This is a genomic window from Bordetella sp. MIP270_01_BMS, from assembly GCF_054958705.1.
Window position 1 is genome coordinate 97,010 of the sequence record NZ_CM143297.1, and the last position, 12,311, is coordinate 109,320.

Consider the following 12,311-nt stretch of genomic DNA (forward strand, 5'->3'; position numbering starts at 1 on the left):
TAACGCATGTCTAATCCCGAAACCAGCCTGGTGCCATCGGATCTCGCGCGCGCTCAGATCGAGGCGATCCTGACATCCTGGGGAATGGACCCGGCCATTATCCGGGACACCACCGACGTCATGGTCGAGACGGATCTCAGCGGTGTGGATTCACACGGCATTTCCCAGCTGCACATGTATTCCTTGCTGAGAAAGGCCAACAAGTTGAATACGGCTGCGCGGCCGCGCATCGTGAGTGATTTTGGCGCGGTGGCCCGTGTCGACGGCGACGCCGGCCTGGGGCATCCCTGCGGCGTGTACTGCATGAAGCTGGCCATTGAGCGGGCCCGTCAGTTCGGCGTGGGCCTGGTAAGCGCCTTCAACTCGCATCACTTCGGGGCGGCGGGCTATTACTCCCGGATGGCGGCCGAAGCCGGCATGCTGGCGATGGTGACGTCGTCGACGCGATATGTCGCGGTGGTGCCCCCGCGCGGGACCGAGCCCGTGCTGGGCACCAATCCCATTGCGCTGTCGGCGCCCGCCAGGGAAAATCCGGACGTGACGCTGGACATCGCCACCTCGGTGACCGCCATCGGCAAAGTGCGCGTGCACGCGCTGCGTGAAAAGCCGCTTCCGGCGGGCTGGGTCGTTGACCAGCATGGCGAGACGGTTCATGACGCGGCCGAAGGTTATCGCATCATCACCGAGGACGACGCGGGCGGGCTGTGTACGCTGGGCGGGGCAGACGAAGTGCTGGGCGGCCACAAGGGATACGGGCTGTCGATGTTCGCGCACATCCTGGCCAGTACCTTGTCCGGTGGGTCGTTTTCGCCTGTGCGCAATCGCACCCAGCGGGCGGACGAACCCGACAACATCGGGCACTTCTTCATGGCGATCGACATCAGCCGCGTACGCCCCACCGCCGATTTCGGTTCGGATCTCGACGATATGATAGCCACGCTGCGGGCCAATAAGCCGGCCGATCCGGAACGGCCCGTGCTGATTCCCGGCGATCCGGAACGCGCATCGCGCGCAGAACGATTGCAGCATGGCATCCCCATGCACAGGAATCTGCGTAATCGCATCAGAGAAATCGCCGATGAATCCGGGGCGCCTTACCTGCTGGGCTGAACCGGATAGCCATGAGTGTGCAAAGCGACAACGCAGAGATCTCCGACAAAGAAGTGATGGCCGGCCTGGCGAAGGGCCTCGATGTACTGGCCGCCATGAACCGGCATTCGCACTCCACCCTGCATTTGCTGAATGCAGAGCTGGGCATACCCAAGTCATCCTTGTCGCGGATTCTGCGCACCCTGGAATTGAAAGGCATGGTGCGGCGCGGTCCGGGGCTGGGATGCTATTCGCTGACCGAGAACGTGTGCACCTTGTCGGCGGGCTTTCATGGCGAGCCGAAGCTGTTGTCGTGCGGGGCGCCCGTGCTGGATCGGCTCACGGCCCAGCTGAAGTGGCCGGCGGCTGCTGCAATGCCACAGGTGGACGCAATGGTCGTGCGCTACAGCACCATACCTCGCTCACCGCTCGCGCTGCTGCAGTCTTCGATCAATATGCGGCTTTGCCCGATCTCACGGGCGCTGGGCAAGGCTTACCTGGCATTTTGCGATACGGCATCACAGCGCGAAATCGTCAACCTGGTCAACCGGCAACGCGTGGCCAGCAATCTGCCGGCCTGGCGGGTCGAGCGGGTGTTGCGCGAGCTGGAGCGCGTCGTCGAACGCGGATATGCGCTGCGGGATCCAGACATTCGTCCGGTGTCGTCCACGATCGCGGTGCCTGTATACGAAGGCGACCGCGTTCTGGCTTCGATCGGCATTACATGGATCACGTCGGCCATGGGGACCCGTGAAGCCGTCAAGCAATTACTTCCCCCTCTGTTACAGGCTTCCTCGGAAATCTCGGCGCGGCTGAACGCGATCTGAACGGGGGCGGCGTGGTCGTCCGCCATCGTGCCCGGCCGCAGGAATGCAGGAACTCGCTAGCGAAATGCCATGAAAGAACTATTCTGTGCTTGTGTTGGATCTGAAGTGCGGCTGTACAGCCTTGAAGGCGGACAGATCCGGCCGACATTGTCGCTGACCCTGGATGCGCCGGTTCAGTATGCCTGCGCGAACGAACGTACGGGTGTTTCTTACTTCGTCACCAGCGATGGCGGGCCCTTTGTAGCCGGGTCGCGGCACCATCTGCACGCGTTGGCGCCGACCGGTCAGGGGCAGCCGCTGGTGCCGATTTGCGGCCCGGTCGCCCTGCCATCGCGGCCCATCCATGTGGGGCTCGATGCGACGGGTGATCATGTGCTGGTCACCTTCAACCGCCCGCCTGAGTTCCGGCTATACGCCATCGACGCCGACGGCCGGATCACCACGGAGAGCCAGGCCGAATCGAACCTGGGAATCGCTCCTCACCAGGGTCTGATATCCCCCGACAACAGCATGCTGATTGTCAGCGAACGCGGCAATGACGCGATTGGAACGCGTGCGCCGATTTCGGGGGCCATGCGAATTTTTGACTACCTGCAGGGGCATGCCCGTCACCGCCAGACCGTTACGGCGCCCTGGGAGGGAGGCTTCGAGCCGCGCAATGTGCTTTTCCACCCGGATGAACCGCTGATCTATCTGGTCCTGGAGAGCCAGAATTCATTGCTGGTTTACCAGCGGAACGGCTCGGCGCTGCTGCCTCAGCCGCTGCAGACTGTCGAGCTGCTTGCCGATCCCCAGGACGCACGGCCCGGCCAGATTGCCGGGGCCGTGAAGCTGAACCATGCAAAGACGCGCCTGTACGTGGCCAACCGCGCGCACGGGCATACGGTCGAAGCGGGCATGCGTGTTTTCGTTGGCGGCGAGAACAGCATCGCACATTTCAGCGTCGATCACGGAACGGGACTGCTTCGGGCAGGAGAGCGCGTGGCCGTCAGCGGGATCGGCCCGCGCAACTTATCGATCAGTGCGGATGACCGTTGGCTGGTGGCCTCAAGCTGGATGGCGCACTTGATCAAGGCGCCCGATGGGACCACCACACGCGTCGAAGCCGGATTCGACGTGTACGAACTGGACGGCGCGGGCAAGCCCCACCATAGGCATTGGGAGCCAGTCGCCACGTCGAGAACCACGCTCTTCTGGAGCGGATTTCTGCCCGTCTGAGCCGGGATGCCGAGGCGGCAGTCGCGGCACGCAATCATAGGAGCATTCATGAACGACATCGTCGACAGAATCAGAGAAGGTGCGCAGGTGCGCGGCACCTTCCTCAAGTTGCCCGCACCTGCGGTGGTAGAGCTGCTGGCCTTGTCCGCACTGGACTTTCTGGTTATCGATGCCGAACACGCCCCGTTGTCGTTGAACGATATCGATGCGCTGCTCCTGGCCGGCAGGGCCTGCGGCCTGCCTATGTTCATCAGGGTGCTGGACCATTCGCCGAAGTTCATTCAGCAGGTGCTGGATATGGGTGCAGCCGGGCTGGTTGTTCCACAGGTCGAGAGCGCGGAACAAGCCGAGGCCATCGTGAGGGCGACTCGGTTCATCGGAGGCTGCCGCGGGTTTTCCTCATCGACTCGCAGCGCCGGGTTCGGCGTAGAGCCCATGGACCGGATTCTGCGGGGGTATCGCCGTCCGCTCATCATCTGCCAGATCGAAAACCGCGCCGGCGCGCACAATGCGGCGGACATCGCTCGAGTAGAGGGCGTGGACGTCGTGTTCATCGGGCGTGCGGACCTGGCGGTGGCGCTGGGCGAGACGTCGACCAAGAGTGCGATCGTGGTAGAGACGGTGGCGCAGGTGTTCGAGGCGGTCAAAGCCGCAGGCAAACCATTGGGTGCAATGGTCGGCGCTATCGCCGAGGCCGAGAATTTTCGCAGTATGGGTGCGTCGCTGCTGATCCAAGGGTCCGATCAGGCCTTGCTGATCCATGCAGCCCGCGAAGCTTTTGGAGCAAGGGGAAATCCGTGAGGAACGAGCCAGTGGTACTCGATGACTATGCGAAGCGCGTGCCGGACATATGTGCGCCCGGCTTGCAATGCTGGAAGTCCGCGTTGACAGAGGTGGTGACATGCTACGCGTCGCTGGACGATTGCGAACGCGCCGATCTGGACGAGGGCAATGGCGAGCGCATTATGTTCTTTCCAGATGCGGGGCTGGTCGTGCAGGTGGCTGATGAGCAGGTCTGCATCGCCGAACCCATGGTCTTGGTCATGGGCGCTGACGTACGCGCCGCCAACTTCTCGGGTTCAGGGCGAGTCCTGGTGGTGGCGCCGAGGAACCCACCCGAGGGAAGCGAAAGCAAGCCCGCCATGCCACGCGGCATAAAGCGGTTCACCTTGCGTGAGGCGACTCGAGCCGATTCGAATTTTCGCGTGTTCCGGTCCGACAGGCTGATGCTGAATGTGCTGAAATCGCGGCCCGTGCCCCGGGACACGGCCCAGATGAGCCCGCATGTCCACGCCGATTTCGCTCAGATATCGTTCGTTCTGGAAGGGCGCTACGTGCATCACCTGCGCTGGCCTTGGACGAAGGATCTCGCCCAGTGGCGCGAGGACCAGCATGTCGTGGCGGACAGCCCTTCGGTGCTCGAGATACCGCCAACGGTGACGCATACGAGCCAGAATATTGAAGGTCCCGGCTGGCTGATCGATATTTTCCATCCGCCACGACCAGATTTTCTGGCCATGGAAGGTCTGGTCGTGAACGCGGCCGACTATCCGGTGACCGGCCTCAACGCGAGCTGATATCCATGAACACCATTTTTTTAGAGATCCAGGCGCAAATCATGGCGTACTGGCACGACGTCGATCGGAATTGGGGGCGCAATGCCCACCTGTTCTTCATTCCGGATGGGCGTTACACGACCAGTCAAAAAAGCCGGACGGGCCGGGCCGAAATTCAACAGTTCTATCTGGAGCGCGAGCGACGCGGAGAACGCGTCGTACGACATCTTGTGCACAATCTGCACCTGGCTTCCCACACCGACACAGAAGCGCAGATGGTGTGGGTGCTGCTGATTCATGCCAATGACGGTGTGCCTGTCCTGCCCGCGTCGGTGCCGAATCTCATCGCGGATGTGACGGACGATTTCGTGAGGGACTCGTCGGGCCGCTGGCTGTTGAAAGAACGAACGATAGCGCCCTTGTTCAAGGGGCCCATTGCCACCACCGGCTAGCGCTCGCGCCACGCGTATCCGGCGGCACAGCCTGCGCTTCGCATCCAGCAGCGAGCCAGGCAGCCCTTGCCCGGCACGATGAGGGCCGGCCGCGCCGATCACTCCATCAGCTTTGCCAACCGCCAGGTGTCCAGAAAGGCTTGCACCTGCGTGATCTGCCCCTGGTGCACCTGCATATGCCAGGCGTAGCTGTTTTCATAGGTTTCGCCGTCCTTGCTGGTGGCTTTGCCGTCCCACAGCACAACCACCTGGTCGCCCTGCGCAACGATGTGTCTGACCTCCGGAGTGATCGGCGTGGCGAGCCTGTCGGTGATGGGCGCCACGGCTTGCTTCATGAACACCTCTCGAGTGCGATACGTCGCCGATACGGGGCTCACGCCGGCCACGGTCCACTCCAGATCGTCGGACAGCAGATCGAAAACACTGCCGGTACCCTGTTTCCAGTTGTCGAAGGCTTGCGCCACCAATGCAGCATTGGCGGTCGCGGGGGCGGGTGAAGAGGGCGATGCGCCGGCCGGCGCGGCGAATGCCGCGCACAGTGCCGAGACGGCGGCCCAGTTCGAGCACTTCAGCGGGTTTTTCATGCGTTTCTCCTGGTGAGGGGCCCGCCATGCGGCGGGCAGAAGGGGGATTGCACAGAGGCCTATTCGCGCCTGAGGACCATGCCTGCGTGATAGAGCACGTCGTCCACGAATTCGCCATCTGCCGTGAAACCGGTATCGTCCACGTAGTCGATGTGATTACCCTGGATCGTGTAGCGGCCCTGGTATGCGCTGCGCCGATTGCCGCGCGCTTCGTCATAACGTCCGTTGGGCAGCAGTTCGTGGCGGATGTAGCCGTCTTCGGTGACCCACATTCCTACATAGGGATGCGGGGCGGAGGCGGGATGACCGGACGATGCGCCGTCTGTGTGCGCCTGTGCCGCCATCGCCGAGCCCAGCATGAGCGTAAGCAGCGCGGCGGCGCGGGGTCTTGCCCGGGCCCGCGTACCGGACACGGCGGAATTCGGGAGGGATTGAAGGATCAATTGCATGGTGTCGCACTCCTTTAGGCGCGCGGTCTTGTCGGCATTGCCGGGCTGCCCGGCAACGGAGGGTGTCATGCAAAAGAGTCTAAGCAGGGTCGGAAGATAAGATAAGTGGTCTGCCGCTTACTGCATCGGTTAGTATTGCTAACCAATGGATCCTGATCTCAATTTGCTCAAGGTCTTCCTGGCCGTGGCTCAGGCCGGGAATTTCCGCGCTGCCGCCGACCGCCTGGGAGTGACGCGTTCCGCCGTCAGCCAAAGCATGCGGCGCCTGGAAGACGAACTGGGCATCGCCCTGGTGCACCGCACCACCCGCAGCGTGAGCCTGACTGAAGCGGGCGAGCGGTTGCGCGCACAGGTGGTGGAGCCGCTGTCCACCGTGGCCACCGCCTGGGAAAGCGTCGTGGATGCAGGGCCCCCGCGCGGGCTTCTGCGAGTGGCGGTTACCTCAATCGCCGAGCAGTTTTTGTCGGGCGGCTTTATTGCCGGATTTGCCGATGCTTATCCGGGCATCACGCTAGACATCACCGTCACCGATGAAGAGTTCGATATCGTGGCCGCAGGGTTCGATGCCGGGGTGCGCCTGGGCGAGGTCATTGAAAAGGACATGGTGGCCGTGCCAGTGTCCGGGCTGCAGCGGCAAGCGGTCGTAGCCGCACCAGCCTATCTGCAGCGGTACGGCAGGCCGCTGCGGCCATCCGATCTGGTCGATCACCGATGCATAGGCTGGCGGCCCGCGCCCGACGTGACGCCCTATCGATGGGAATTTGCCGAGGACGGCCGAGAATTCGACGTGCAGGTCGATCCGCAAGTGACGACCAACGACATGCTGCTGATGGTCAAGGCCGCGTTGGCCGGGGGCGGCATCACCATAGGGATGGAGGAAACGTTTCGTCCCTGGCTGGAAAGCGGTGAACTCGTGCCGTTACTGCGCGAGTTCTTGCCATGGTTTCCCGGCTTTTATCTGTATTTCCCCAACCGCCGCAACCAGCCGCCCAAACTGCGGGCATTGGTGGACCATGTGCGTTCGTTGCGGACCGCCGGCGTGCAGCAGTAGCGTACGGGCGGGCTTGGTCCGGCACGGCGCCCCGGGGCGGGGCCGCCGCGACTGCCCGCGCTCTAGCAGGCTCGTTCCAGGATTTCCCCGGGCAAGCCGTCGAAGTCTCTGAATTCGCGCGTCGCGAAGCCGTTGTTCAGCAGGATCTTCCTGGATGGCAGGTTGGCGGGATCGATGATGGCGTACAGCCTCTGCAAGGCGGGATGCTGCTCGGCTTTGCGGATCAACTGATCCGCAATGTGGCTGCCTATGCCCCGGCCCCAGTGTTCGGGCAGGATCATGTAGCCGAGTTCGGCGCTCGAAGCCTCTTCCGGATCGAGCGCCAGCTTGGCCAAGCCGATGAAGTGCCCCTGGTCGGCGTCAACGATCATGTATTGGCCGAAGTCCGGATGCAGGGCGTTGGCTGCCAGCAGAGCCTGGTAATCCTGGCGCGCTTCGTCGTGCGCGAGCGCGCGCTCGGTGATCATCGCCATCACTTGCGGGTCGCCCACGAGGCGGAAATAGTCGTCGAAGTCGTCGTCGCCGAATTTCTTCAGGGTCAGGGTCATCAATCCGCTCCGGGCCGCGCCGCATAGGCGGCGAAATGCGCCAGGATACACGTTCAGCGCCCCGGATGCCCCGGGTGGAAGGGCGGTGAGGAAGGCCGGTGCGCCGCGCGGCGCCACTGGATTGCTGCTGGCGAATCGCGCGGCTGCGGCAGCCCGGGCATGCACGGCGGCATGCCTGCCGGGCGGTCAACGTCGGGGATCAGTCGAGCTTGACGTTCGCACGCTGCACGACTTCGCCCCAGGCAGGAATTTCCTTGGCGATGAGCTCGCTGAGTTCTTGCGGGGTCGATGACTGGATCAGCAGACCCTCCTCGGCGTAGCGCTTCTTGAAGTCCGGATCGTCAAGCGCCTTGACCAGCATGGCGTTGAGTTTGCTGGCGACGTCATCGGGGATGCCTTTGGGCCCCACGACCGCATACCAGGTCGTGGCTTCCAGGCCCGGGATGCCCTGTTCCGCCGCGGTCGAAACGTCCGGGATGACCTGGAGGCGTTGATTACCTGTAATGCCCAGCGCTTTCAGCTGGCCGGCACGGAACTGCTGCAGCATTTCGGATACCTGCGTCACGCCCAGCTGGAGTTCGCCCGACATGACGGCGACCAGTACTGGCGCGCTGCCCTTGTACGGCACATGCACAATGGCGTTATCGACTTGCTTGTTCAGCAATTCCCCGGTCAGGTGCGTGATGCTGCCGGCGCCCGATGAACCGTAGTTCAGGTCCTTGAGGTTCTTGGTGTCGTTGACCAGCTCGTGCAAGGTGTTGGCTTGCAATTTCGGCGAGGCGGCGAATACCAGAGGGCTGTGGCCCACGAGGGTCAGCGGCGTAAAGTCTTTCAGCGGATCGTACGCCAGTTTCGTGTAAAGGCTGGGCGCGGTAGCCAGCGTCGAAACGTTGCCGAGCAGCAGCGTGTAGCCATCGGGCGCCGAGCGCGCCACACTGGCGGTGCCGATGGTGCCTCCCGCGCCCGCGCGGTTCTCGACGACGACCGTCTGCGAGGTTTGTTGGCCCAGTGTGTTGGCCAAGGCCCGCGCCAGCGTGTCCGCCGCCCCGCCAGGCGCAAACGGCACCACCAGGCGGATGGGCTGCGACGGAAAGTTGGTGTCGGCCACGGCAGGCGCGGCGAAAGCCGCGCTCGACGCGATCAGGGCAGACGCGCAGAATATGCCGGCGCGCTTCAAGTCATGGATCATGATTTTCACCTCGCTGCTTGGATGAGGGTTATTCGGCAGGCATGCCGTGACTGGGTGGATGGGTGGCGAGCCAGTGGCGCGCGATGTCTTCGCGTTTACATACCCATACGTGCGGATGGCTGGCCACATGAGCCAGAAAACGCTTGAGCCCCGCAGCGCGACCCGGGTGGCCGGCCAGGCGCAGGTGCAGACCTACGGACATCATGCGTGGCTGGGTTTCGCCCTCTGCGTACAGCACGTCGAACGAGTCGCGCAGATAATTGAAGAAGTCGTCACCGGTGGCCATGCCGCCACGGATGAACTTGGCGTCGTTGTTCACGAGCCCGTAGGGAACGACCAGATGGGCAGCCCCGTGGACCCGCACGTAGTAGGGGAGTTCGTCGTTGTAGGCGTCCGAGTCATACAGGAACCCGCCGTGCTCGACGACCAGCCGGCGCGTATTCAGGCTGGGGCCGTAGCGGCAGTACCAGCCGCCCGGACGTTTCCCTATCGTGCGCTCAATGGATTCGAAGGCGCGCGCAATACGCTGCCGTTCTTCGTCGAGCGCGAGGTTCTGGTGACGTTCCCAACGCCAGCCATGCGCGCAGACATCCCAGTCGTAGTTGCGTACGGCGTCGCACACGGCGGGGTTGCGCTCCAGTGCCAGGGCGCAGGCGAACAGGGTGGCGGGAAAACCATGCGCTTGCAACAGGCGTGCGACGCGCCAGAAGCCCACCCGGCTGCCGAACTCGAACATCGATTCGGCGGCGAGGTCACGCCCCGAGAATCCGCCGGCTCCGCCCTCGGTCAGGCCGGTTTCGGAAGCCTCGTCGCCGTCGGGAATCGAAGGTTCGGAGCCTTCTTCATAGTTGATGCAGAAGTTCAGCGCCAGGCGCGCTCCACCCGGCCAGCGTGGATCGGGCGGCGTCGGGCCGTAGCCGACGAAGTCGCGGGGATGGTGATCAGTCATGGATTGCCTTCCATAGCGGCATAGTGCACGAGTACCTGGTGGGATTCGGGCAGCGCGAGGAACTCGTCGTTGCCCTGTTCAGCCATGCTCATCACTACGACAAATTCAGCGGGCGACTGCAGTACGCTCAGGCCGTGGTGCCAGACGCCGCGCCCATAGCACACGCCCTGATCCGGCGAGGCAATGAAGGCCTCCAGGTGGTCGGTGTCCGGCTGGCCGTCGGCCAGAGCGGGCGCAACAATCACCAGGTAAGCGCTACGGGTCAGGGGGATAAAGGTCTGGGCGGCGTGTGGATGCCGTTCCAGGGCGCAGACCTTCAGCGGCCACTGCGCCTGCCCCTCGACCCGGGACACCCAGAGCCGGGGCTCAAGGGCCTGGTCAGAGCGCTCGTAGGCCGAGCGTATGAAATGGCGACGTTCGGCCCCGGAATGCTGGATGACTTCGCCATAGGGCGCGAAGGTTTCGGGGGCCAGGGGGCGTGCCTGGATGGCACGCAAAGGCTGGGAAGGCGTGTGAGTCATTGATGCAGATAGCCTAGCGAACCCAGGTAGGCTTTACGTACGTTGGTAAGGTGAACCTGCATGGCCGACCGTGCGGCATCGGCGTCGCCAGATTCCAGCGCGTCGAGAATCGCCATGTGCTCGTGGCGCGCCTTCACCTGGCGTTCTTCCAGGCGTTCGACGTTGCACAGGCGCACGCGCAGGCGGGCATCCGAGATGAGCCCGGCCATGGTTCGATTGCCGCAGTGCTCGGCGACCAGCTCATGCAGCATGTTGTCGGCCGACCAGTCTTGCTGGCGCGTCACTTCGGCGCTCTGCAGGATGGCTTCCAGCTCATGACGCAAGGCCGCCAGTTTCGCGGACGGGATTCGACCCGCCGCCAGCGCGGCGGCTTCGGGCTCGAGCACGATGCGCACATGCAGCAATTCCAGCAGTTCGGTGGGGCCGAACGCCTTCACGATGATCGACCCGTTTGACAGCCTGGCCACGATGCCTTCGCCGAGCAGCCGGTTGAAAGCCGCGCGCAGCGGCGTGCGCGACACGCCGAGTTCGCCGGCCAGCCGGCGCTCTTCGAGCACCATGCCGGGGCCGATTTCGCGGCAGATGATTTTTGCAAGCAGATGCCGGTAACTGCGCTCATGCGCGCTCTCGACGGTATCTTCCTGGACTTCCATAGTTTGTATCCTTCTGGGATCCCAATCGTACACCAAAATTTCCGGCGTGAACGATCGGCGGCCCAGCGGCGCCGCGCGGCGTGCAAGGCAGGCGGAGTAAAGGGGGGACGCAGCGGCGCGCGGCGGCGACGTGTCGACCGGCGCGCCAGGCGGGCGGGGGCGGATGCGGCGAAGCGCCGGCGCCGGAGCGTGCGACTACCCGTGGCTGCGCCGGCTGCGCCGGCTGCGCCGAGCGGCGCTAGTAGCCTCGAGCCTTGTTGTACAGCGCGACCTGTTCGGGCGACAGAACGTCCATCATGGCAAGGTGATAACGCAGGTGCGTTTCCCGGAGCTCGCCCTGCGCACGTGCGGCTCGAGCAACGGCGGCGGACACGTTTTCGCTGCCGGCTTGTTTATTGCGAAAGAGGGCGTCCAGGGCGGCTTCCGCTGCAATCACTTCTTCGCCTGCCGCGATGGCCTCGGCCCGCATTTCCGCGAACAGCGCCTTGGTGCGCGCGGCCTGTTCGTCGCTCAGGTTCAGTTGGGAGGCCAGTTCCAGCACGTGCATGGGTCCGGGGTAGCCGTTCAGTTCGGCGGGCATTGCCATGCCCATGCCACGGCCGCTTTTCAAACCCGCGATCTGCTGTTCCGAGAGCGCTTTGATGGCGCGTTCCTGCAGCCCCGCATACGGGCCATGTTGCGACGCGCCGCCCTGATGGCTGCTTCCATGGCCATGATGTTGAGCGACGGCAGGCGACGCCGCGGCGGCCAGAGCAGCCACGGCAGTAAGGGCAAATTTTTTCACGAGCATTTCCATTCAGCAGCTGGGGATCCGCTATTGTGACTCGTGCGCCTGAGGAAGTCAGATGCTCATGATCGCCGCGCGGTAATGCATGAAGCCGATGGCGGCGGCGCAAAGGGTCAGCGAGGCCGGTCGGGCCGGGTGCCGCAAAACAGGGCAACAATGTTGCGTGATGGGAAGCAACCCATCCTTTGGAACGACATGCCGATGCCGCGGTAAGGGGGTTGCATACTGTTGCACAGTATGCGGCGAATCCGCGTTGTGGCGCCGTCTGAAATCACGGTAGGATCAATCGGCAATCGCCAGGGCGGTCGTTTTCTCTTTTCAGCACCGCGCTTTTCAATAATGACCTCTGCTGGGCCGTCATCTTTTCGACGCTTGCCTTGTTCTCTGAGGCACCGATCATCGGCTCAGCCCGTCGGCGGCGCTTCGGCGTCGGCCCGT

General features: G+C 63.6%; 15 protein-coding genes. 7 read left to right on the forward strand and 8 right to left on the reverse strand.

Going from position 1 to position 12,311, the window contains the following annotated elements:
• Nucleotides 1-6: 6 nt before the first annotated feature.
• From ACV17W_RS00495 to ACV17W_RS00520, 6 genes are all read left to right on the forward strand, one after another.
• On the forward strand, nucleotides 7-1,110 hold the full coding sequence (locus tag ACV17W_RS00495) for an Ldh family oxidoreductase (RefSeq protein WP_462594510.1): 1,104 nt from the start codon (nucleotides 7-9) through the stop codon (nucleotides 1,108-1,110).
• 11 nt (nucleotides 1,111-1,121) lie between these two features.
• Nucleotides 1,122-1,916, forward strand: coding sequence for an IclR family transcriptional regulator domain-containing protein (locus ACV17W_RS00500; RefSeq protein WP_462594511.1), 795 nt, complete (start codon nucleotides 1,122-1,124; stop codon nucleotides 1,914-1,916).
• Between the two features lie 69 nt (nucleotides 1,917-1,985).
• Nucleotides 1,986-3,134 carry a lactonase family protein gene (locus tag ACV17W_RS00505; RefSeq protein ID WP_462594512.1) on the forward strand — a complete coding sequence of 383 codons (1,149 nt, stop codon included), beginning with the start codon at nucleotides 1,986-1,988 and terminating at the stop codon, nucleotides 3,132-3,134.
• A gap of 48 nt (nucleotides 3,135-3,182) precedes the next feature.
• Nucleotides 3,183-3,935, forward strand: coding sequence for an HpcH/HpaI aldolase family protein (locus ACV17W_RS00510; RefSeq protein WP_462594513.1), 753 nt, complete (start codon nucleotides 3,183-3,185; stop codon nucleotides 3,933-3,935).
• On the forward strand, nucleotides 3,932-4,711 hold the full coding sequence (locus tag ACV17W_RS00515; protein ID WP_462594514.1) for a cupin domain-containing protein: 780 nt from the start codon (nucleotides 3,932-3,934) through the stop codon (nucleotides 4,709-4,711). The genes ACV17W_RS00510 and ACV17W_RS00515 overlap by 4 nt, the downstream gene beginning before the upstream one ends.
• Before the next feature lie 5 nt (nucleotides 4,712-4,716).
• Entirely contained in the window at nucleotides 4,717-5,142 is a 426-nt protein-coding gene (locus ACV17W_RS00520) for a nuclear transport factor 2 family protein (protein WP_462594515.1), read from the forward strand.
• Nucleotides 5,143-5,240: 98 nt separating this feature from the next.
• Here ACV17W_RS00520 and ACV17W_RS00525 read toward each other — a convergent pair whose 3' ends face one another.
• Together ACV17W_RS00525 and ACV17W_RS00530 are read right to left on the reverse strand one after the other, a co-directional pair.
• Entirely contained in the window at nucleotides 5,241-5,726 is a 486-nt protein-coding gene (locus tag ACV17W_RS00525) for a nuclear transport factor 2 family protein (RefSeq protein ID WP_462594516.1), read from the reverse strand.
• A gap of 59 nt (nucleotides 5,727-5,785) precedes the next feature.
• Nucleotides 5,786-6,175: an Atu4866 domain-containing protein gene (locus tag ACV17W_RS00530; RefSeq protein ID WP_462594517.1), complete on the reverse strand. Its 390-nt coding sequence runs from the start codon at nucleotides 6,173-6,175 to the stop codon at nucleotides 5,786-5,788.
• A 145-nt stretch (nucleotides 6,176-6,320) separates the two neighbouring features.
• Between ACV17W_RS00530 and ACV17W_RS00535 the strand changes: the two genes are divergently transcribed.
• Complete coding sequence (locus ACV17W_RS00535) at nucleotides 6,321-7,226, forward strand: LysR family transcriptional regulator (protein ID WP_462594518.1); 906 nt, start codon at nucleotides 6,321-6,323, stop codon at nucleotides 7,224-7,226.
• Between the two features lie 62 nt (nucleotides 7,227-7,288).
• Here the strand turns inward: ACV17W_RS00535 and ACV17W_RS00540 are convergent, their stop codons facing one another.
• The 6 genes from ACV17W_RS00540 to ACV17W_RS00565 form a co-directional block, all read right to left on the reverse strand.
• Nucleotides 7,289-7,774, reverse strand: a complete 486-nt coding sequence (locus ACV17W_RS00540; RefSeq protein WP_462594519.1) for a GNAT family N-acetyltransferase — start codon at nucleotides 7,772-7,774, stop codon at nucleotides 7,289-7,291.
• 199 nt (nucleotides 7,775-7,973) lie between these two features.
• On the reverse strand, nucleotides 7,974-8,963 hold the full coding sequence (locus tag ACV17W_RS00545; protein ID WP_462594520.1) for a Bug family tripartite tricarboxylate transporter substrate binding protein: 990 nt from the start codon (nucleotides 8,961-8,963) through the stop codon (nucleotides 7,974-7,976).
• Between the two features lie 28 nt (nucleotides 8,964-8,991).
• Complete coding sequence (locus tag ACV17W_RS00550; protein ID WP_462594521.1) at nucleotides 8,992-9,912, reverse strand: allantoinase PuuE; 921 nt, start codon at nucleotides 9,910-9,912, stop codon at nucleotides 8,992-8,994.
• Complete coding sequence (locus ACV17W_RS00555) at nucleotides 9,909-10,433, reverse strand: ureidoglycolate lyase (RefSeq protein WP_462594522.1); 525 nt, start codon at nucleotides 10,431-10,433, stop codon at nucleotides 9,909-9,911. The genes ACV17W_RS00550 and ACV17W_RS00555 overlap by 4 nt, the downstream gene beginning before the upstream one ends.
• A complete protein-coding gene (locus tag ACV17W_RS00560) occupies nucleotides 10,430-11,086 on the reverse strand; it encodes a GntR family transcriptional regulator (RefSeq protein ID WP_462594523.1) in 657 nt (218 codons plus the stop codon). Before ACV17W_RS00560 ends, ACV17W_RS00555 begins: the two co-directional genes overlap by 4 nt.
• Nucleotides 11,087-11,324: 238 nt before the next feature.
• Complete coding sequence (locus tag ACV17W_RS00565; RefSeq protein WP_462594524.1) at nucleotides 11,325-11,870, reverse strand: Spy/CpxP family protein refolding chaperone; 546 nt, start codon at nucleotides 11,868-11,870, stop codon at nucleotides 11,325-11,327.
• Nucleotides 11,871-12,311: the final 441 nt, after the last annotated feature.